The sequence below is a fragment of the Rathayibacter sp. AY1C9 genome (genome assembly GCF_002932315.1).
In the GTDB taxonomy this organism is placed as follows: Bacteria; Actinomycetota; Actinomycetes; order Actinomycetales; family Microbacteriaceae; genus Rathayibacter.
Genome location: NZ_PSVZ01000003.1, coordinates 51182 through 71958, shown reverse-complemented (window position 1 = coordinate 71958; position 20777 = coordinate 51182). Strand labels below are relative to the sequence as shown.

The following is a 20777-nucleotide window of genomic DNA, read 5'->3' as shown; positions in this document are numbered from 1 at the left end:
CAGCGGCGCACCCCCCTCCGTATACTCGGGACTGCTCGCCAGAGCGCCCGGCACGCACCCGAGCCCGCCCGACGATCGTCGGCACGGGGCCGAGAGGGCCGTCGCCGGAGCATCGTGTCGAAGTCGTCATGCGGCGTGCTCCACCATGCGAGAGGGCGGACGGTCCCCGTCTGCCCCACGTCTCGAGAAGGGTCAGTACCAAGTGTCAGAACTGCAATGGGAATCCATTGACGAGAAGGCAGTCGACACGGCGAGGGTTCTCGCCGCGGATGCGGTCGAGAAGGTCGGCAACGGCCATCCCGGAACCGCCATGAGCCTCGCGCCCGCCGCCTACCTCCTGTTCCAGAAGGTCATGCGCCGCGATCCGTCCGACGCGACCTGGATCGGCCGCGACCGGTTCATCCTGTCGGTCGGCCACTCGTCGCTGACCCAGTACGTCCAGTTCTACCTGGGCGGCTACGGACTCGAGCTCGACGACCTCAAGGCGCTGCGCACCTGGGGCTCGAAGACCCCGGGCCACCCGGAGTACGGCCACACCGACGGCGTCGAGATCACCACCGGGCCGCTCGGCCAGGGCCTCGCCTCCGCCGTGGGCTTCGCCTACGCCTCGCGCTTCGAGCGCGACCTGTTCGACCCGGAGGCCGCCGCGGGCACCTCCCCGTTCGACCACTTCGTCTACGTGATCGCCGGCGACGGCGACCTGCAGGAGGGCGTCACCAGCGAGGCCTCCTCGCTGGCCGGCCACCAGAAGCTCGGCAACCTGGTCGTCATCTACGACTCCAACCAGATCTCGATCGAGGACGACACCAACATCGCCTTCACCGAGGACGTCAAGGCGCGCTACGAGGCCTACGACTGGCAGGTCCAGGTCGTCGACTGGAAGAAGACGGGCGAGTACCACGAGGATGTCGCCGAGCTGCACGCCGCGATCGAGGCCGCGAAGGGCGAGACCGACAAGCCGTCGTTCATCATCCTGCGCACCATCATCGGCTGGCCGTCGCCGAAGAAGCAGAACACCGGCAAGATCCACGGCTCCGCCCTGGGCGCCGACGAGCTCCGCGGACTCAAGGAGGTGCTCGGCTTCGACCCCGAGAAGACCTTCGACGTCGCCGACGAGGTCATCGAGCACACCCGCAAGGCCGTCGAGCGCGGCCAGGCCCAGCACGCCGAGTGGGACGAGCAGCTCGCCGCCTGGGCGTCCGCGAACCCCGAGAAGAAGGAGCTGCTCGACCGGGTCCTCTCGGGCGAGCTGCCCGAGGGCGTCCAGGAGGCGCTCCCCGTCTTCGAGCCCGGCAAGGAGGTCTCGACCCGCGCTGCATCCGGCAAGGTCATCAACGCCCTCGCCGGCGTGATCCCCGAGCTGTGGGGCGGCTCCGCCGACCTCGCCGAGTCGAACAACACGACGATCGAGGGAGCCGGCTCCTTCGTCCCGACGGAGTTCTCGACCCACGAGTGGACCGGGAAGAAGGGCGGCCGCGTGCTGCACTTCGGCATCCGCGAGCACGCCATGGGCGCGATCCTCAACGGGATCGTCCTGCACGGCAACACCCGCCCCTTCGGCGGCACCTTCCTGATCTTCTCCGACTACATGCGCCCGGCGGTCCGTCTCGCCGCGCTCATGAAGGCGCCGGCCATCTACGTCTGGACCCACGACTCCGTGGCGCTCGGCGAGGACGGCCCGACGCACCAGCCGGTCGAGCAGCTGTCGACCCTCCGCGCGATCCCGGGCCTGGACATCGTCCGCCCCGGCGACGCGAACGAGGTCGCCTACGCCTGGAAGACCATCCTCGAGCGCCGCGAGGGCCCCGCCGGCCTCGCGCTCACCCGTCAGAACATCCCGGTGTTCGAGCGCGGCGAGGGCGACGCGGAGGGCGAGACCTTCGCCTCCGCCGCGAACGTCGCCCGTGGTGCCTACATCCTGGCCGAGGCGCCGGGCGGCACCCCGGACGTGATCTTCATCGCGACCGGCTCCGAGGTCCAGATCGCCGTCGAGGCGCGCGAGGCCCTGAGGAGCGAGGGCGTCAACGCCCGCGTCGTCTCGGCTCCGTCCCTCGAGTGGTTCGAGGAGCAGGACGCCGAGTACCGCGAGAAGGTCCTGCCCTCCTCGGTGAAGGCGCGCGTCTCGATCGAGGCCGGCCTGAGCCTGGGCTGGCAGAAGTACGTCGGCGACGCCGGCCGCTCCGTCTCGATCGAGCACTTCGGCGCCTCGGCCGACTACAAGACCCTGTTCCGCGAGTTCGGGATCACCACCGAGGCGGCACTGTCCGCCGCCAAGGAGTCGCTCGCAGCCTCCTGACCCGAAGGCCGCGTCCACCACGGACGCGGCCTTCGCCGTCGGAGCAGCGGCTCCCCCTCACACCACGCACCACCTACGCAGAAGAAGAAGAGACATGACCGAGAACACCCCCACCGCAGAGCTCTCCGCCGCCGGCGTCAGCATCTGGCTCGACGACCTCTCCCGCTCGCGCATCTCCACCGGAGGGCTGCAGAAGCTCATCGAGGAGAAGAACGTCGTCGGAGTCACCACGAACCCCACGATCTTCGCCGCGGCCCTGACCAACGGCGAGTCCTACGACGCCCAGGTGCGCGAGCTCGCCTCCGCCGGCACCTCGGTGACCGACGCCGTCTTCGAGATCACCACCGACGACGTCGCCGCGGCGTCCGACATCTTCCGCCCGATCTACGACGCGACCAACGGCTACGACGGCCGCGTGTCGATCGAGGTCGAGCCCGGCCTGGCGCACGACGCCCAGGGCACCATAGAGCAGGCCAAGGCCCTCTGGGCCAAGGTCGACCGCCCCAACGCGATGATCAAGATCCCCGCGACCGTCGAGGGCCTCGAGGCCATCACGGAGGTCATCGGCTCCGGCATCTCGGTGAACGTCACCCTGATCTTCTCGCTCGCCCGCTACCGCGCCGTCATCAACGCGTACCTGGCCGGCCTCGAGAAGGCCAAGGACGCCGGCATCGACCTGTCGACCATCCACTCCGTCGCCTCGTTCTTCGTCTCGCGCGTCGACACCGAGATCGACAAGCGCCTCGAGGCCGTCGGCACCGACGAGGCCCGCGCCCTCAAGAGCAAGTCCGGCGTCGCCAACGCGCAGCTGGCCTACGAGGTCTTCGTCGAGGCGTTCGCCACCGAGCGCGCCCTGCTGCTCCAGGAGTCCGGCGCCAACCGCCAGCGCCCCCTCTGGGCCTCGACCGGCGTCAAGTCGACCGACCTCCCCGACACCCTCTACGTGACCGAGCTCGTCGCGGCCGGCGTGGTCAACACGATGCCCGAGAAGACCCTCGAGGCGACCTTCGACCACGGCGTCATCACCGGCGACACCGTCACGGGCTCGTACGCCGACGCGAACGCCGTCCTCGACGCCGTCGCGGCGCAGGGCGTCTCGTACGCCGACGTCACCGAGCTGCTCGAGAAGGAGGGCGTGGAGAAGTTCATCGTCTCCTGGAACGAGCTGCTCGACACCGTCACCGCGGCGCTCGAGGGCGCGAAGGCGCAGGCCTGATCATGGCCATCCAGATCCACGTCAGCGGAGACGCCGAGAAGGCCGTCGACCGCGTCGTCCCGGAGCTCGTCGCCGACGAGGTCGCCTCCGGCATCACCGCCCAGGTCCCCACCCTGTGGGGCGCCGCGGCGGAGGAGGAGGCGGCCAAGCGCCTCGGGTGGACCGAGTCGACCACCGTCTCCCGCCCCCTGATCCCCCAGATCCTCGCCCTGCGCGAGGAGTTCCAGGCCAAGGGCGTCGACCACATCGTCCTCGGCGGCATGGGCGGCTCCTCGCTCGCGCCCGAGGTCATCACCCGCACCGCCGGCGTCGAGCTCACCGTGCTCGACTCGACAGCGCCCGGCCAGGTGCTCGCGGCCCTGAACGACCGGCTCGCGTCGACCGCGGTCGTCATCTCCTCGAAGTCCGGCTCGACCGTCGAGACCGCGAGCCAGAAGAAGGCCTACGAGAAGGCGTTCACGGAGGCGGGCATCGATCCGCTCGACCGCATCGTCATCGTGACCGACCCGGGCTCGCCCCTGGACACCTCCTCCCGCGAGGCCGGCTACCGCGTGTTCAACGCCGACCCGAACATCGGCGGGCGCTTCTCGGCGCTCTCCGCGTTCGGCCTCGTGCCGTCCGGGCTCGCCGGCGCCGACATCGAGGCCCTCCTCGACGAGGCGGCCGAGGCCTCCCTCGGGCTCGCCGTGGACTCCCCCGAGAACCCGGGCCTGATCCTCGGAGCGGCGATCGCCGCGACCAGCCCGCGCCGCGACAAGCTCGCGATCGTCGCCGACGGGACCGACATCGTCGGCTTCGCCGACTGGGCGGAGCAGCTCATCGCCGAGTCCACCGGCAAGGACGGCACGGGCATCCTCCCCGTCGTCCTCGGCACGCTGGCCCCCGAGCTCTCGGAGGACCTGCCCGACGTGCAGGTCGTCCGCCTGGTCGAGGACGCCACGGCGCTGCACCTGTTCCCGCGCGACCGCCACGAGGGCGAGATCCTCCTCTCCGGCTCGCTCGGCGCTCAGATGCTCACGTGGGAGTACGCCGTCGCCGTCGCGGGTCGCCTCCTGGGCATCAACCCGTTCGACCAGCCCGACGTCGAGTCGGCGAAGGTCGCGACCCGGGCCCTGCTCGAGAAGCGCCCCGAGCCCGAGGCGCCCGCGTTCACCGACGCGGGCATCGAGGTCACCGGCAGCAGCAGCGTCACCGAGGGCGTCTCGACCGTCGCCGCCGCTGTCGACCGCCTCCTCGCGCAGCTGGGCGACGGCGGCTACGTCTCGATCCAGGCGTACGTCGACCGCCTCGCGCTCCCGCAGCTCGAGGGCGTGCGCGACCTCCTCGCCGCGCAGGCCCAGCGCCCCGTCACCTTCGGGTGGGGCCCGCGCTTCCTGCACTCGACCGGGCAGTACCACAAGGGCGGGGCGCCGACCGGCGTGTTCCTCCAGATCACCGAGCGCTCCGACGTGGACCTCGAGATCCCGGACAGCCCGTTCACCTTCGGCCAGCTCATCCTGGCGCAGGCCGCCGGCGACGCGAGCGTGCTCGCCGAGCACGGCCGGCCGGTGCTGACCCTCACGCTGACCGACCCCGAGGCCGACCTCGAGGCGCTCTTCGAGGCCCTCAACACCTGATCCGACGGGCACGCCGCCGCTGCGCTCTCGAGCGCGCGGCGGCGTGCCCGCGGTCGTCCCGCGACCACTTCCCGGGGCAGCAGCCGGGCCCGCCCGCTCCTCCCCCTCTCTCACCGATAGCAGTGCGCCGGTCCCACCGGCACACAGAAGGACACTGCACATGTCTGTGGACATCACCCCCGAGTTCAATCCGCTGAGGTTGAGCTTCGACCGCCGGTTGAACCGGATCGCCGGGCCCAGCGGCCTCGTCATCTTCGGCGTGACCGGCGACCTCTCCCGCAAGAAGCTCATGCCCGCGGTCTACGATCTCGCCAACCGCGGCCTCCTGCCTCCCGGCTTCGCCCTCGTCGGATTCGCCCGGCGCGACTGGGACGACCAGGACTTCGAGCAGGTCGTCCACGACTCCGTGAAGAAGCACGCCCGCACCGAGTTCCACGAGGAGGTCTGGGCGCAGCTCGCGCAGGGCATCAGGTTCGTGCAGGGCGAGTTCGACGACCCCGAGGCGTTCGCCCGCCTGAAGACGACCGTCGACGACCTCGACCGCGAGCGCGGCACGAACGGCAACTTCGCCTTCTACCTCTCGATCCCCCCGAAGTCCTTCCCGCAGGTCACCGAGCAGCTGCGCAGCTCCGGCCTCGCCGAGCAGAAGGACGGCCAGTGGCGCCGCGTCGTCATCGAGAAGCCGTTCGGCAGCGACCTGAAGACGGCTCGCGAGCTGAACGACGTCGTCGAGTCGGTCTTCCCGCCCGACTCCGTCTTCCGGATCGACCACTACCTCGGCAAGGAGACGGTCCAGAACATCCTGGCCCTCCGCTTCGCCAACATGATGTACGAGCCGCTCTGGAACTCGAACTACGTCGACCACGTGCAGATCACCATGGCCGAGGACATCGGCGTGGGCGGGCGCGCGGGCTACTACGACGGCATCGGAGCGGCGCGCGACGTCATCCAGAACCACCTGCTGCAGCTGCTCGCCCTGACCGCCATGGAGGAGCCGATCTCGTTCGACGCGGCCGACCTCCGTGCGGAGAAGGAGAAGGTCCTCGCGGCCGTCCGCCTCCCCGCCGACCTCTCCACCGCGACCGCCCGCGGGCAGTACGCCGGCGGCTGGCAGGGCGGCGAGAAGGTGCTCGGCTTCCTCGAGGAGGACGGCATGAGCCCCACCTCGACCACCGAGACCTATGCCGCCATGCGCCTGGACATCGGCACCCGACGCTGGGCCGGCGTGCCGTTCTACCTGCGGGCCGGCAAGCGCCTCGGCCGCCGCGTCACCGAGATCGCGGTCGTGTTCAAGCGGGCACCGAAGCAGCTCTTCGCCGAGAGCCAGACCACGTCGCTGGGCCAGAACGCGCTCGTCATCCGGGTCCAGCCCGACGAGGGCGTCACCATGCGCTTCGGCTCGAAGGTGCCCGGCGCCGGCATGCAGGTGCGCGACGTGACGATGGACTTCGGCTACGGCCACGCGTTCACCGAGGCGAGTCCCGAGGCCTACGAGCGTCTCATCCTCGACGTCCTCCTGGGCGAGCCGCCGCTCTTCCCCCGGCACGAGGAGGTCGAGCTGTCCTGGAAGATCCTCGACCCGATCGAGGAGTTCTGGGCCACGCAGGGCCAGCCCGAGCAGTACCGCCCCGGAACCTGGGGCCCCGATTCCGCCGACGAGCTCCTCGCCCGCGACGGCCGCACCTGGAGGCGTCCATGATCGTCGATCTGCCCGACACCACGACGAGCGAGGTCTCGAAGACCCTCGTCAAGATCCGCGAGGAGGGCGGCGCCGTCGCCCTCGGCCGCGTCCTCACCCTCATCATCGCGACCTCCCGGGGTCACGAGGAGGAGGCCATCGAAGCCGCGAACGACGCGTCCCGCGAGCACCCGATGCGCGTCATCGTGGTCTCGAAAGACGACGGCACCACCACGGTCCCGGTCGACGCGACGGCGCGGGTCGACGCGCAGATCCGGGTCGGAGGCGACGCCGGCGCGAGCGAGGTCGTCGTGCTCCGTCCCTACGGGGACGCGGCCGAGGACGAGGAGAGCCTGGTCACGGGCCTGCTCCTCCCCGACGCCCCCGTCGTGGCCTGGTGGCCGAACAGCGCTCCGGACAACGCCTCCGCGTCCCCGATCGGCCGGATCGCCACCCGGCGGATCACCGACGCGTCGGCCCAGTCGAACCCGGCGGAGGCGCTGCACCACCTCGCCTCCACCTATGCCCCCGGCGACACCGACTTCGCCTGGACCCGCCTCACCCTCTGGCGCGCGCAGCTCGCAGCAGTGCTCGACCAGCCGCCCTACGAGCCGATCACGGCCGTCGAGGTCTCGGGCGCGCCCGACTCCCCCTCGACGATCCTGCTCGCCGCCTGGCTGCAGCTCGAGCTCGACATCCCCGTCGACCACGAGCTCACGATCAGCGCCACCGGGTCCAGCGGGATCCACGGCGTGCGGCTCATCCGCGACTCCGGAGTGATCGAGCTCGAGCGCTCGGTGCCCAACGTCGCGACGCTCACGCAGCCCGATCAGCCGGTCCACGACATCTCGCTCCCCCGCCGCAGCCTCCGGGACTGCCTGGCGGAGGAGCTGCGCCGGCTCGACCCGGATGACCTGTACGGTGAAGTGATCTCGCGCGGGGTCGACATGCTCACTGAGAAGGCCGAGGCCCGCAGCGCCTCCTGAGGCGTGGGCGCCCGTCCAGGGCGCCCACGCCTCAGAGCTTCCCGACACGGAGCCGAACCCCGCCGATCGGCACCCGAACCCGAAGGAGTCCCCTGAGATGACCACCGAACGCCGCGTGCTGGTCCACCGCGACAAGCAGACCCTCGCCGGCTCGGTCGCCGCCCGGTTCCTCACCAAGACGATCGACGTCCTCGACGACCTGGGTTCGGCGAACGTCGTGCTCACCGGAGGGACGATGGGAGCCGCCACGCTCAAGGAGATCGGCTCCTCCTCCGCCGCCGGCAACGTGGACTGGTCGCGCGTGCACTTCTGGTGGGGCGATGAGCGCTGGGTGCCCCGCGGCCACGAGGACCGCAACGACGTCCAGGCGGGGGACCTCTTCAGCGTCCTCGACGTGCCGGCGGCGAACGTGCACTCTTACCCGGCCTCGGACGAGGGTCTGGACCTCGACGGCGCCGCCGCTGCCTACGACGCGGAGCTGCGCGAGCACGCCTCCGAGGGGCGCGACTACCCGCGCTTCGACATCACCTTCCTCGGTGTCGGGCCGGACGGGCACATCGCGTCGCTGTTCCCCGAGCGCTCCGCGATCCGCTCCACGACTCCCGGCGTCCTCGCCGTCCGCAACTCGCCGAAGCCGCCGCCGGAGCGCCTCACCCTCACGCTGCCGCTGATCAACCAGTCGGACCGCATCTGGATGGTGCTCGCCGGCGCCGACAAGGCCTCGGCCCTGGGCCTCGCGCTCGCGGGTGCCAGCACGAACGAGGTGCCCGCGTCGGGCGCGTTCGGTCGCAAGCGCACGGTGTTCTTCGTCGACCAGGAGGCTGCGGCCGAGGTCCCCGAGTCGCTCATCGCTCCGAGCTACTGAGGCCGGTCCGGAAACGACGGAAGGCCCGTCCCCTGAGGGGGCGGGCCTTCCGTCATTCGTCGTGCGGTGAGGATCAGGACGGGGTCGCGGTGCCTCGTCGGGCGCGCAGCTGCTGCAGCGCCTCCTCGAGGAGCTGAGCCGCCTCGGCCTCGGTGCGGCGCTCCTTCACGTAGGCGAGGTGCGTCTTGTAGGGCTCGGTCTTCGCGACCTGGGGCGGGTTCGCCCGGTCGCGGCCCGCGGGGAGACCGGACTGCGGGGAGTCGATCACCTCGGGTATCTCGTCCTCGGGGAGGGCCGCCGAGAAGTGGCGCACCGTCTCATTGCCGAGAGCGTCCCAGTAGGAGACCGCGACGCGCTCCGCGTGGAAGCCCCGGTCCTGCTCGCCCATGGGTCCTGCGCCGACGCGCGAACCGCGGATTGCACTGCCGCCTGATGCCATTGCGAGTACCCCTATGCTCCGGTGGTGAACTTGGTGATGAGTCCGAGCACCACGATGCAGGCCAGCCAGACGACGCCCAGGATCACGGTGATGCGGTTGAGGTTGCGCTCGGCGACGCCCGACGCGCCGAGGTTGGAGGTGACTCCGCCCCCGAACATGTCGGACAGACCGCCGCCGCGCCCCTTGTGGAGCAGGATCAGCATGGTGAGCAGGAGGCTCGTGATGCCCAGGATGACCTGGAGCACGACCTGGAGGATGTCCACGCGGTACCTTTCGAAGTTCTGGCGCGTTGCGCGCCCCGACGAGTATAACGGCGCCTGCGAATCCGCGAGGAATGCGTCGTCCCGTGTTCGGGGCGATGTATACGAGTGTCCGTCGAGGGGCGGAGCGGGTGGCCTCGTCGCGGTGCCCTCGACAACCTCTTCAGTCGCCGGACCGCGAGCCTGTGATCCACGTACCAGCGGACCGATCGAGCCGAACGCGCCACTCTCTCGGAGAGCACCCCGCGACGAGCCGACAGCACCGCACCGGCCAACGCGCGAAGCCGGTGTGGGATCTCCGAGGCGAACCGGCGATCCGCGTCCCAGCGGATCTCCGTAGCCGAACGCATCCCGCTCTCGGAACCCCGCCCCGTCGCGAAGCCGACCCCGCCACGCCGCGCGGGGAGCGGCGTGGACGAAGCGAGGCGAACCGGCGATCCGCGTCCCAGCGGATCGACGTAGCCGAACGCATCCCGCTCTCGGAACCGCGCCCCGTCGCGAAGCCGACCGCGCCACGCCGTGCAGGGAGCGGCGTGGACGACGAGAGGGCGGGCCCGATGGGCCCGCCCTCTCGTCGCAGCAGCTCAGACCCCGACGTGGTTCCGGAATCGTGCGATCGCCGCGAACTCGTCGACCTGGAGGCTGGCGCCTCCGACGAGTGCTCCGTCGACGTCGGGCTCGCGCATGAAGCCGGCGATGTTTCCGGACTTCACGGAGCCGCCGTAGAGGATGCGGGTCTTCGCGGCGGTGTCGGCGCCGAGGACGTCGGCGACGACTCCGCGGAGCGCCTTGCAGACCTGCTGGGCCTGCTCGGGCGTCGCGGCCTGTCCGGAGCCGATGGCCCAGACCGGCTCGTAGGCGACGACGAGGTCGGCGTCCGCGGGGAGGCCGGTGAGGGCCTCCTTCAGCTGGGCGACCGGCACAGCCGACGGGCCGTGCTTCTCGAGGTCCTCCGCGGTCTCGCCGACGCAGATGATCGGAGCGACGCCGTGATTGACGGCCGCGGCCGACTTGGCGGCGATGTCCGCGTCCGTCTCGCCGTGGAGCGTGCGACGCTCCGAGTGGCCGACGATCACGTAATCGCAGTCGAGCTGCTTCAGGAACTGGCCCGAGATCTCACCGGTGTAGGCGCCGCTGTCGAACTTCGAGACGTCCTGCGCGCCGTACTTGAGCGGCAGCTTGTCCGAGTCGACGAGGATCTGCACGGGCCGGAGGTCCGTGAAGGGCGGGAACACCGCGACCTCGACACCGTCGAAGTCGTGGTCGGCGTCCTTGAGGCTCCACGCCAGCTTCTGCACGAAGGCGATGGCCTGGAGGTGGTCCAGGTTCATCTTCCAGTTGCCGGCGATGAGCGGGGTGCGGGCGGCGGTGTCTACCATCCGAGGACCTCCAGTCCGGGGAGGCGCTTGCCCTCGAGGAATTCGAGGCTCGCTCCGCCTCCCGTCGAGATGTGGCCGAACTGGTCGTCGCGGAACCCGAGGGCGCGGACGGCCGCGGCGGAGTCGCCTCCGCCGACGACGCTGAGGCCGTCGACCTCGGTGAGCGCCTGCGCGACGGTCTTGGTGCCCGCCGCGAACGGCTCGAGCTCGAAGACGCCCATGGGGCCGTTCCAGAACACCGTCTCGGACGCCGCGATGATCTCGGCGAAGTGCGCGGCGGTGTCCGGTCCGATGTCCAGGCCGAGGCCCTTCTCACCGAAGGGCGTGCCCTCGATCGCGTCGGCCGAGGCGACCTGGTGCTCGGCGTCGGGGCCGAACTCCGACGCCACGACGACGTCCGTCGGCAGGACGATCTCCACGCCCAGCTCCTTCGCCTTCGCGAGGTAGCCGAGCACGGTGTCGACCTGGTCCGCCTCCAGCAGGCTGGCGCCGACCTCGTGGCCCTGGGCCTTGAGGAAGGTGAACAGCATTCCGCCGCCGATGAGGATCGAGTCGACCTTCGGCAGCAGGTGCTCGATCACGCCGAGCTTGTCCGAGACCTTCGAGCCGCCGAGGACGACCGCGTAGGGGCGCTCGGGCTTCTCGGTGAGCCGCTCCAGCACCTCGAGCTCGGCCGCGATCAGCGTGCCGGCGGCGCTGGGGAGAAGCTCGGCGAGCTCGTAGACGCTCGCCTGCTTGCGGTGCACGACGCCGAACCCGTCGGAGACGAAGGCGTCGCCGTAGGCGGCCAGCTTCTCGGCGAAGGTGCGGCGCTCGGCTTCGTCCTTGCTCGTCTCGCCGGCGTTGAACCGGAGGTTCTCGAGGACGACGACCTGGCCGTCCTCGAGGGCGTCGACGGCGGCCGAGGCCGCCTCCCCGACGGTGTCCTCGGCGAAGGCCACCGAAGCGTCGAGCAGCTCGCCGAGGCGGGCGGCGACGGGAGCGAGGCTGTACTTCGCCTCGGGCTTCCCCTCGGGGCGCCCGAGGTGGCTCACGACCACGACTCGGGCGCCCTCGGAGACCAGACGCTGGAGCGTGGGCACCGACGCGCGCACGCGGCCGTCGTCCGTGATCGTTCCGTCCTTCAGGGGGACGTTCAGATCGCAGCGGACGACGACGCGCTTGCCTGCGAGGGAGCCCAGTGAGTCCAGAGTGCGGAACGTCACTGCGCGCAGCCCTTAGAGCTTGCCGGCGACGAACTCGGTGACGTCGACGAGGCGGTTGGAGTAGCCCCACTCGTTGTCGTACCAGGAGGCGACCTTGACCTGGCTGCCGATGACCTTCGTGAGGCCCGCATCGAAGATCGACGAGTGCGGGTCGGTCACGATGTCGCTCGAGACGATCGGGTCCTCGGTGTACTTGAGGATGCCCTTGAGGTCTCCCTCGGAGGCCGCCTTGTACGCCGCGTTGATCTCCTCGACGGTGGCGGGCTTGGTCAGCTCGACGGTGAGGTCGGTGATCGAGCCGGTCGGGACCGGGACGCGGAGGGCGTAGCCGTCGAGCTTGCCGACGAGCTCCGGGATGACCAGGCCGAGCGCCTTGGCGGCACCGGTCGAGGTCGGGATGATGTTGACGGCGGCGGCGCGGGCGCGACGCAGGTCGCTGTGCGGGCCGTCCTGGAGGTTCTGGTCGGCGGTGTACGCGTGGACCGTGGTCATCAGGCCGCGCTCGATGCCGAAGTTGTCGAGCAGCACCTTGGCGAGCGGCGCGAGGCAGTTCGTGGTGCAGGACGCGTTCGAGATGATGTCGTGCGTCGCGGGGTCGTAGGTGTTCTCGTTCACGCCGAGGACCAGGGTCGCGACGTCGCTGCCGGTGGCGGGAGCGGAGACGATGACCTTCTTGGCACCCGCGGTGATGTGCTTGCGCGCGTCCTCCGACTTGGTGAAGCGGCCGGTCGACTCGATGACGACGTCGACTCCCAGCTCGCCCCAGGGGAGGTTCGCGGGGTCGCGCTCCTCGAGGACGATGATCGGCTTGCCGTTGACGACGATGCGGTCGCCGTCGAGCTCGACGGTCGCGTCGAGGCGGCCCGTGATGGAGTCGTACTTCAGGAGGTGCGCGAGGGCCTTGTTGTCGGTGAGGTCGTTGACCGCGACGATCTCGAGGTCGCTGCCCTTGGCGAGGGCTGCACGGAAGAAGTTACGGCCGATACGGCCGAAGCCGTTGATGCCGATCTTGACGGACACAGATATCTCCTGGTGAGGAAAGGCACCTCGACGGTGCAGTGGAGGGGTGGAAGCCGACGACAGGGCGTCCCGGACGCGGGGCCCGGGACGCCGAGATCGCTACGACAGTAGCAGCAGGCCCGAAGTCTTCTCGCGGGCCTTCTCGAAGCGCGCGGAGACGTCGGCCCAGTTCACGATGTTCCAGAACGCCTTGACGTAGTCGGCCTTCACGTTGACGTAGTCGAGGTAGAAGGCGTGCTCCCACATGTCGAGGAGGAGGACCGGGACGGTCGCCGCGGCGAGGTTGCCCTGGTGGTCGTAGAGCTGCTCGATGATGAGCTTCTCGCCGAGCGAGTCCCAGGCGAGGATCGACCAGCCGGAGCCCTGGATGCCGAGGGCCGAGGCGGTGAAGTGGGCGCGGAACTTGTCGAACGACCCGAAGTTGTCGTCGATGGCCGCGGCGAGCTCGCCGACGGGCTTGTCGCCGCCGTCCGGCGAGAGGTTGTTCCAGAACACGGTGTGGTTCACGTGACCGGCGAGGTTGAAGGCGAGGTCCTTCTGGAGCTTGTTCACGTTCGCGAGGTTCTCGCTGTCGCGAGCCTCCTGCAGCGAGGCGAGGGCGGTGTTCGCCCCGGCCACGTACGTCGCGTGGTGCTTGTCGTGGTGGAGCTCCATGATCCGCCCACTGATGTTCGGCTCGAGGGCCGAGTAGTCGTAGGGCAGTTCGGCGAGCGTGTAGTCAGCCATGTGCGATCTCCTGTTCGTGGTCGTCGCTCCCGTGCGACCCGCCGGCGTCTCGGCGTCCTCCGCGAGGCGGAGGAGGAGGGCCGGGAGTGTCCTGAGCGACCCGATCAGTCTAGCGAGGGGGCCCCTCCGCGTTCGGAGGGCTTGCGTTGTTCGACCAGGAGACACTCAGCGTTCGCCGGGCGGGGCGCGCCGTGCGGCCGGGCCTACAGGTCCTGCAGCTCTGCCGGGAGGTTCGCGTCGGTGCCCGGGATGTCGAGGTCGGACGCGCGCTTGTCGGCCATCGCGAGGAGGCGGCGGATGCGGCCGGCGACGGCGTCCTTCGTCATCGGCGGATCGGCGTGGTGGCCGAGCTCGTCGAGGCTCGCGTCGCGGTGGGCGAGGCGCAGGCGCCCGGCGTAGCGGAGGTGCTCGGGGATGTCGTCGCCCAGGATCTCCATCGCGCGCTCGACGCGGGCGCACGCCGCGACGGCGGCCTGGGCGGAGCGGCGGAGGTTCGCGTCGTCGAAGTTGACGAGGCGGTTCGCGGTCGCCCGCACCTCGCGGCGCTGGCGCAGCTCCTCCCAGCTCGCGACGGTCGCGGTCGCGCCCATCAGGGTGAGCATCGCGCTGATGCTCTCGCCGTCGCGGATGACGACCCGGTGGACGCCGCGCACCTCGCGGGACTTGGCCTGGACTCCCAGGCGTCCGGCGGCTCCGACGATCGCCATGGCCGCCTCGTTGCCGGGGCAGATGATCTCGAGCGCCGCGGAGCGGCCCGGGTCGGTCAGCGAGCCCTGGGCGAGGAAGGCGCCGCGCCACAGGGCGGCGAGCTCCTCGCGGGAGCCGGTCGTGAGGCGGTTGGGCAGGCCGCGGACGGGCCGGCCCCGCTGGTCGAGGAGGCCGGTCTGCCGGGCGAGGGTGTCCCCGCCCTCGACGACGCGCACCAGCCAGCTCGTGGTCCTCCGGGATCCGCCGGCCGAGACGATGCTGCCCTCGCTGCGGACGCCGTACAGCTCGGCGAGGTCGCGGCGCACGCGGGTCGCGAGCGGGGCGGAGTCGAGCTCGACCTCGACCGCGAGGCGGTTGGAGATGATGTGCAGTCCTCCGGAGAAGCGGAGGATGGTCGCCAGTTCGGCGGCACGGACGGTGTTCTTGCGCGAGACGATCGCGACCAGTTCGCCCTTGACGTCTGCGGTGAGGGCCACGGAGTCTTCCTTACGTCGGGTGCGCGGCTGAGCGCGCGGGGATCATTCTCGGCCGAGGTCGCGGTGCGCCACGTTGACGGCGACGCCCGGCAGCTCGGCCAGACGGGCCGCGACACGGCCCGCGACCGCGACGGAGCGGTGCTTGCCTCCCGTGCAGCCGATCGCGATGGTCGCGTGGCGCTTGTTCTCGCGCTGGTAGCCGTCGAGCACGGGGCGCAGGGCCCGGGAGTAGGAGTCGATGAACTCCTCGGCGCCCTGCTGGGCCAGCACGTAGTCTCTCACCTCTTCGTCGAGACCCGTGTGCGGACGCAGCTCCGGGATCCAGTACGGGTTCGGCAGGAACCGCGCGTCGGCCACCATGTCGGCGTCCGTCGGCAGCCCGTACTTGAAGCCGAAGCTCATCACCGTGACCTGGAGGCCCGCGCGGCCGGCCTCGGCGAAGCGCTCGGTGATGCTGGTGGCCAGCTGGTGGATGTTGAGGTCCGAGGTGTCGATGACGATGTCGGCCGACTCCCGCAGCTGAGCGAGGCGCGTCCGCTCGGCGGAGATGCCGTCGAGGAGGGTCCCCCGGCCCTGCAGCGGGTGCGGACGGCGCACCTGCTCGAAGCGGCGGACGAGCGCGGCGTCGGTGGCCTCGAGGAACACCACTCGGAGGTCGACCCCGGCGCGCAGCTCGCGGACGATGTCGCCGAGGTCCTCGAAGAAGTCGCGTCCGCGGACGTCGACGACCGCCGCGATCTTCGGCAGCGTGTCCCCTGCACGCTGCGCCAGGTCGACCAGCGGGCGCAGCATCTGCGGCGGCAGGTTGTCGACGACGTACCAGCCGAGGTCCTCCAGCGCGTTCGCGGCCGTGGACCGGCCCGCTCCGGACATCCCCGTGACGATCAGCACGTCCTGCTGCTCGCTCTCCGTGCTCATGCGCTCTCCGTGCTCGTGTCTGCTCGTGTCCTCGGTGCCGGGCACCGGCCGCTCTCCCCCGGAGCGCGGGCCTCCAGCCTAGGGCGTGCCCCCGACGGCGGACCCGTCCGGATGCAGGTGCGCGTGGATCGCGCCCGCCAGCGTCGGGCCGATGCCCTTGACCTCGGCGATCTCGGCCTCGCCCGCCTCGCGGAGCCGGGCGACGGATCCGAAGTGCTTCAGCAGGTCGCGAACTCGCGTGCCTCCGAGCCCGGGCACCTCGGCCAGCTGCGACGAGATGTCGCGCTTGCGACGCGTCCTCTGGTGGGTGATCGCGAAGCGGTGCGCCTCGTCGCGGATGCGCTGGAAGAGGAAGAGCGCATCGCTGTTGCGCGGCAGGATGACGGGGAAGTCGGAGTCCGGCAGCCAGATCTCCTCGAGGCGCTTGGCGATCCCGCAGAGGGTGATGCCGGTCACCCCGGACTCGTCGAGCGCGCGCTGCGCGGCTGCGACCTGCGGCTGGCCGCCGTCGACGATCAGCAGCTGCGGGGGGTACGAGAACTTGCGCCGCTTGGCCTCGCCGGTCTCGGGGTCGACCGCCGCGGGCTCGACCGGCTCGCGGAGGTACGCGAGGCGGCGGGTGAGCACCTGGTGCAGCGACTCGGTGTCGTCCGTCGACTCCGCGATGGAGAACCGCCGGTACTGGTCCTTCCGCGCGAGCCCGTCCTCGAAGACCACCATCGAGGCGACGATGTTGGTGCCGCTGAGGTGGGAGACGTCGTAGCACTCCATCCGGAGCGGCGCCTCGCTCATGCCGAGGGCGTCGCGGATGTCCTCCAGGGCCTGCGTCCGAGCGGTGAAGTCGGCGGAGCGGCGGGTCTTGTAGAGCATCAGCGAGTGCTTCGCGTTCTGCGTCGCCGTCTCGAGGAGGGCGGCCTTGTCTCCGCGCTGGGCCGCTCGGAGGCGCACGTTCGTGCCGCGCAGTCCGCTCAGCCACTCCTCGAGCGCCTCGGTGTCCTCGGGCAGCTCCGGCACGACGACCTCCCGGGGCGGGACGTCGCCGGTCTCGTAGGCGGCCTGGAGTGCCGTGTCGACGAGCTCCGCCGTGCTCATGTCGAGCTCCTTGTCGACGACCCAGCCCCGCTCGCCGCGGATGCGCCCGCCGCGGACCCGGAACTGCTGCACGGAGGCGGCGAGCTCGTCGTGGACGATCGCGTAGAGGTCGACGTCCACGTTGTCCTTGAGCACGACCGCGCTCTTGGCGAGGACCGCGTCGAGGGCGGCGGCCTGATCGCGCAGCTTCCCCGCGCGCTCGTACTCCATCGCCGCCGCGGCCTCGCGCATCTCCTTCTCGAGCTCGCCGATCATCCGGCGGTCGTGGCTGCCCATGAAGGCGACGAAGCGGTCGACCATCTCGCGGTGCTCGGCGAAGGTGACGCGGTGGGAGCAGGGCCCGCCGCAGCGGCCGATCTGCGACGCGAAGCAGGGCTTGCCGCTCTGCATGGCGCGCTTGTAATTGGAGTCGTTGCAGGTCCTGATCGGGAACGCCTTGATCATCAGGTCGATCGTCTCGTGGATCGCCCAGATCTTCGGGTAGGGCCCGAAGTAGCGGGCCTTCCTGATCTTGGCGTTCCGCGTGACCATCACCCGCGGGGCCTCGTCGCCGAGCGTCACCGCCATGTAGGGGTAGGACTTGTCGTCGCGGAACTTGACGTTGAAGGGTGGATCGAACTCGTTGATCCAGGTGAACTCGAGCTGCAGGGCCTCGACGTCGGTGCCGACGACGGTCCACTCGACGCCGGAGGCCGAGGTGACCATCCGCCGGGTGCGCTCGTGCAGGCTCGGCAGCGGGGCGAAGTAGTTGCTCAGCCGCGCGCGGAGGTTCTTGGCCTTGCCCACGTAGAGCACCCGCCCCCGGGCGTCCGTGAAGCGGTACACGCCCGGGAGGGTCGGGATCTCACCCGGCTTCGGCCGGAAGTCGACTGTCTGCGCCATGCCTCTCGCTCGCGTCAGCCGAGGATCTCGGCGAGGAACATGCCGGTGTGGCTGCCCTCGACCTTCGCCACGTGCTCGGGGGTGCCCACCGCGACCACCTGTCCGCCGCCGGCGCCGCCCTCGGGACCCATGTCGATCAGCCAGTCGGCCGACTTGATGACGTCGAGGTTGTGCTCGATGGTTATCACCGTGTTGCCCTTGTCGACCAGGCCGTTGAGGACGAGGAGGAGCTTGCGGACGTCCTCGAAGTGCAGGCCCGTCGTCGGCTCGTCGAGCACGTAGACGCTGCGGCCGTTGGAGCGGCGCTGGAGCTCGGTCGCCAGCTTGACGCGCTGCGCCTCGCCGCCGGAGAGCGTGGTCGCGCTCTGCCCGAGGCGGACGTAGCCGAGGCCCACCTCCACCAGCGTGCGGAGGAAGCGGTGGATCGCCGTGATCGGCTCGAAGAAGTCGGCCGCCTCGGCGATCGGCATGTCGAGCACCTCGGCGATGTTCTTGCCCTTGTACTGCACGGTCAGGGTGTCGCGGTTGTAGCGCGCTCCCCCGCAGACCTCACACGCGACGTAGACGTCGGGCAGGAAGTTCATCTCGATCTTGATGGTGCCGTCGCCCGAGCAGGCCTCGCAGCGGCCGCCCTTGACGTTGAAGCTGAAGCGGCCGGGCAGGTACCCCCGCGCCTTCGCCTCGGTGGTCTCGGCGAAGAGGTTGCGGATGCGGTCGAACACGCCCGTGTAGGTGGCGGGGTTCGAGCGCGGCGTGCGGCCGATCGGATTCTGGTCGACGTGCACGACCTTGTCGAGGTTCTCGAGGCCGGTGACGCGCGTGTGCTTGCCCGGCACCTTGCGGGCGCCGTTGAGCTGGTTGGCGAGCACGCGGTAGAGGATGTCGTTCACGAGGGTGCTCTTGCCGGAGCCGGAGACCCCGGTGACCGCGACGAACGTGCCGAGCGGGAACTCCGCGTCGACCTTGCGGAGGTTGTTGGCGTTCGCCCCGACGACCTTGATCATCCGCTTGCGGTCGATCTTCCGCCGCTTCTTCGGGACCTCGATCGCCTTGCGGCCCGAGACGTAGTCGCCGGTCAGCGAGTGGGTGTTCTCGAGCAGCGACTCGTAGGAGCCGGAGTGCACGACCTTGCCGCCGTTGACCCCGGCGCCCGGGCCGATGTCGACGATCCAGTCGGCGGTGCGGATGGTGTCCTCGTCGTGCTCGACCACGATCAGCGTGTTGCCCAGATCGCGCAGCTTGATGAGGGTGTCGATCAGGCGGCGGTTGTCGCGCTGGTGCAGGCCGATGCTCGGCTCGTCGAGCACGTAGAGCACGCCGGTCAGCCCGGAGCCGATCTGGGTCGCCAGGCGGATGCGCTGCGCCTCGCCGCCCGACAGGGAGGCGGCGGCGCGCGAGAGGTTGAGGTAGTTGAGCCCGACTTCGATGAGGAAGTCGATGCGCGCGCGGATCTCGCGTAGCACCTGCGCGGCGATGTGCGCCTCGCGGTCGGTCAGCTCGAGCCGGCTCATGAAGTCCTGGGCGTCGCCGAGGCTGAGGTCGGCCACGTCCGCGATGCTCGCCCCGTGCACGAGCACGGCGAGCACCTCGGGCTTGAGGCGGGAGCCCTTGCACACGGGGCAGGGCACCTCGCGGAGGAACTCGGACCAGCGGGTGCGCTGGACGTCGGTCTCGGCCTGGACGAACTGGCGCTCGATGTAGGGCACGACGCCCTCGAAGCCCGAGGTGTAGCTCATCTCGCGGCCGTAGCGGTTCTTCCACTTGACCTTGACCTCGAAGTTGTCGCCGTGGAGGACGGCCTGCTGCACCTCGGTGCTGAGGCGCTTCCACGGGGTGGTGAGCGTGAAGCCGAGGTCGCGGGAGAGGCCGTCGAGCAGCTTCTCGTAGTACTGGAACAAGCCCTTGCCCTGGGTGGTCCAGGGGATGATGACGCCCTCGGCGATGCTCAGGTCGGGGTCGCCGAGCAGCAGCTCGTCGTCGACCGACATGCGCGTGCCGAGGCCCGAGCACTCCGGGCAGGCGCCGAAGGGCGCGTTGAAGGAGAAGGTCCGCGGCTCGATCTCGGTCAGCGAGATCGGGTGGTTGTTGGGGCAGGACAGCTTCTCGGAGTAGGTGGTCCAGGCGCCGTCGCCCTCGCCGTCGACGTAGTTGATCTGCACGATGCCGTCGGTGAGCCGCAGGGCCGTCTCGAGCGAGTCGGTGAGGCGCCCGAGGATGTCGGGGCCGGCCACGAGCCGGTCGACCACGACGGAGATGTCGTGCTTGTACTGCTTCTTGAGCACCGGCGGCTCGCTCAGCTGGACGAGCTTCCCGTCCACCATGGCGCGGGAGTAGCCGCCCGCGGTCAGCTCCTTCAAGAGGTCGACGAACTCGCCCTTCTTCTGGGAGACGACGGGGCTGAGGATCTGGTAGCGGGTACCGGTCTCGAGCTCCATCAGCTGGTCGGCGATCTGCTGCACGGTCTGCGCGGAGATCCGCTCGCTGCAGATGGGGCAGTGCGGGACGCCGATGCGCGCCCACAACAGACGCATGTAGTCGAAGATCTCGGTGATCGTGCCGACGGTGGAGCGCGGGTTGCGGTTCGTCGACTTCTGGTCGATCGAGACCGCGGGGCTGAGGCCCTCGATGAAGTCGACGTCCGGCCGGTCCACCTGCCCGAGGAACTGGCGGGCGTACGCGGAGAGGGACTCGACGTAGCGCCGCTGGCCCTCCGCGAAGATCGTGTCGAAGGCCAGGGAGGACTTGCCCGAGCCCGAGAGACCGGTGAACACCACCATCGAGTCGCGCGGGATCTCGAGGTCGACGTTCTGCAGGTTGTGCACCCGCGCGCCGCTCACCACCAGCTTCGAGGACGACTCGTCGAGCGAGGAGACGAAGCGGTGGAAGGAGGGAGAGGGGGTGGAGGAGGGGTCCGTAACGGCGTTCAGGATCGACACTCCGAAAGTGTATGCGGAGCCACCGACATCGCCCGTGGCGTTCGCTGGGCGCTGATCCGCGGGCCCCTCCCCTTGCGGA

General features: G+C 70.2%; 16 protein-coding genes. 6 read left to right on the top strand and 10 right to left on the bottom strand.

The annotated features are described in order from the left end of the window. The first annotated feature begins 202 nt into the window (after positions 1-202). The 6 genes from tkt to pgl all read left to right on the top strand — a co-directional run bounded on the left by tkt (position 203) and on the right by pgl (position 8657). Positions 203-2296, top strand: a complete 2094-nt coding sequence (gene tkt / locus C5D09_RS03740; protein WP_104268635.1) for a transketolase — start codon at positions 203-205, stop codon at positions 2294-2296. A gap of 94 nt (positions 2297-2390) precedes the next feature. Further along, positions 2391-3512 carry a transaldolase gene (gene tal, locus C5D09_RS03735; RefSeq protein ID WP_104221924.1) on the top strand — a complete coding sequence of 374 codons (1122 nt, stop codon included), beginning with the start codon at positions 2391-2393 and terminating at the stop codon, positions 3510-3512. A 2-nt stretch (positions 3513-3514) separates the two neighbouring features. Beyond that, on the top strand, positions 3515-5128 hold the full coding sequence (locus C5D09_RS03730) for a glucose-6-phosphate isomerase (RefSeq protein WP_104221922.1): 1614 nt from the start codon (positions 3515-3517) through the stop codon (positions 5126-5128). Between the two features lie 160 nt (positions 5129-5288). Continuing rightward, complete coding sequence (zwf, locus tag C5D09_RS03725; protein WP_104246802.1) at positions 5289-6827, top strand: glucose-6-phosphate dehydrogenase; 1539 nt, start codon at positions 5289-5291, stop codon at positions 6825-6827. Further along, entirely contained in the window at positions 6824-7792 is a 969-nt protein-coding gene (locus C5D09_RS03720) for a glucose-6-phosphate dehydrogenase assembly protein OpcA (RefSeq protein WP_104232638.1), read from the top strand. Before zwf ends, C5D09_RS03720 begins: the two co-directional genes overlap by 4 nt. A 97-nt stretch (positions 7793-7889) precedes the next feature. After that, positions 7890-8657, top strand: a complete 768-nt coding sequence (gene pgl / locus C5D09_RS03715; protein ID WP_104221917.1) for a 6-phosphogluconolactonase — start codon at positions 7890-7892, stop codon at positions 8655-8657. A 73-nt stretch (positions 8658-8730) separates the two neighbouring features. Here pgl and C5D09_RS03710 read toward each other — a convergent pair whose 3' ends face one another. The 10 genes from C5D09_RS03710 to uvrA form a co-directional block, all read right to left on the bottom strand. Next, entirely contained in the window at positions 8731-9096 is a 366-nt protein-coding gene (locus tag C5D09_RS03710) for an RNA polymerase-binding protein RbpA (RefSeq protein ID WP_055791968.1), read from the bottom strand. Between the two features lie 11 nt (positions 9097-9107). Further along, entirely contained in the window at positions 9108-9359 is a 252-nt protein-coding gene (secG, locus tag C5D09_RS03705; RefSeq protein ID WP_104221915.1) for a preprotein translocase subunit SecG, read from the bottom strand. Positions 9360-9940: 581 nt separating this feature from the next. Further along, on the bottom strand, positions 9941-10735 hold the full coding sequence (gene tpiA, locus C5D09_RS03700; RefSeq protein WP_104221913.1) for a triose-phosphate isomerase: 795 nt from the start codon (positions 10733-10735) through the stop codon (positions 9941-9943). Next, on the bottom strand, positions 10729-11940 hold the full coding sequence (locus C5D09_RS03695) for a phosphoglycerate kinase (protein ID WP_104268634.1): 1212 nt from the start codon (positions 11938-11940) through the stop codon (positions 10729-10731). Before C5D09_RS03695 ends, tpiA begins: the two co-directional genes overlap by 7 nt. A gap of 12 nt (positions 11941-11952) precedes the next feature. Next, positions 11953-12960 (bottom strand): type I glyceraldehyde-3-phosphate dehydrogenase, encoded by a 1008-nt coding sequence (gene gap / locus C5D09_RS03690; RefSeq protein WP_104221909.1) that lies wholly within the window; start codon positions 12958-12960, stop codon positions 11953-11955. A gap of 99 nt (positions 12961-13059) precedes the next feature. After that, positions 13060-13686 carry a superoxide dismutase gene (locus C5D09_RS03685; RefSeq protein ID WP_104221907.1) on the bottom strand — a complete coding sequence of 209 codons (627 nt, stop codon included), beginning with the start codon at positions 13684-13686 and terminating at the stop codon, positions 13060-13062. Between the two features lie 203 nt (positions 13687-13889). Continuing rightward, positions 13890-14870: a DNA-binding protein WhiA gene (gene whiA / locus C5D09_RS03680; protein ID WP_104221905.1), complete on the bottom strand. Its 981-nt coding sequence runs from the start codon at positions 14868-14870 to the stop codon at positions 13890-13892. Between the two features lie 42 nt (positions 14871-14912). Next, positions 14913-15788 carry an RNase adapter RapZ gene (gene rapZ / locus C5D09_RS03675; RefSeq protein WP_097166020.1) on the bottom strand — a complete coding sequence of 292 codons (876 nt, stop codon included), beginning with the start codon at positions 15786-15788 and terminating at the stop codon, positions 14913-14915. A 78-nt stretch (positions 15789-15866) separates the two neighbouring features. Next, positions 15867-17762 carry an excinuclease ABC subunit UvrC gene (uvrC, locus tag C5D09_RS03670; RefSeq protein ID WP_104268633.1) on the bottom strand — a complete coding sequence of 632 codons (1896 nt, stop codon included), beginning with the start codon at positions 17760-17762 and terminating at the stop codon, positions 15867-15869. Positions 17763-17776: 14 nt separating this feature from the next. Next, positions 17777-20602 carry an excinuclease ABC subunit UvrA gene (gene uvrA / locus C5D09_RS03665; RefSeq protein ID WP_258066913.1) on the bottom strand — a complete coding sequence of 942 codons (2826 nt, stop codon included), beginning with the start codon at positions 20600-20602 and terminating at the stop codon, positions 17777-17779. Between the last annotated feature and the right edge of the window lie 175 nt (positions 20603-20777).

Excerpts from the sequence above, each read along its gene's own strand:
- tal (WP_104221924.1), top strand. The coding sequence starts at position 2,391 with ATGACCGAGAACACCCCCACCGCAGAGCTCTCCGCCGCCGGCGTCAGC.
- C5D09_RS03730 (WP_104221922.1), top strand. The coding sequence starts at position 3,515 with ATGGCCATCCAGATCCACGTCAGCGGAGACGCCGAGAAGGCCGTCGAC.
- zwf (WP_104246802.1), top strand. The coding sequence starts at position 5,289 with ATGTCTGTGGACATCACCCCCGAGTTCAATCCGCTGAGGTTGAGCTTC.
- C5D09_RS03720 (WP_104232638.1), top strand. The coding sequence starts at position 6,824 with ATGATCGTCGATCTGCCCGACACCACGACGAGCGAGGTCTCGAAGACC.
- pgl (WP_104221917.1), top strand. The coding sequence starts at position 7,890 with ATGACCACCGAACGCCGCGTGCTGGTCCACCGCGACAAGCAGACCCTC.
- C5D09_RS03710 (WP_055791968.1), bottom strand. The coding sequence starts at position 9,096 with ATGGCATCAGGCGGCAGTGCAATCCGCGGTTCGCGCGTCGGCGCAGGA.
- tpiA (WP_104221913.1), bottom strand. The coding sequence starts at position 10,735 with ATGGTAGACACCGCCGCCCGCACCCCGCTCATCGCCGGCAACTGGAAG.
- C5D09_RS03685 (WP_104221907.1), bottom strand. The coding sequence starts at position 13,686 with ATGGCTGACTACACGCTCGCCGAACTGCCCTACGACTACTCGGCCCTC.
- rapZ (WP_097166020.1), bottom strand. The coding sequence starts at position 15,788 with ATGAGCACGGAGAGCGAGCAGCAGGACGTGCTGATCGTCACGGGGATG.
- uvrC (WP_104268633.1), bottom strand. The coding sequence starts at position 17,762 with ATGGCGCAGACAGTCGACTTCCGGCCGAAGCCGGGTGAGATCCCGACC.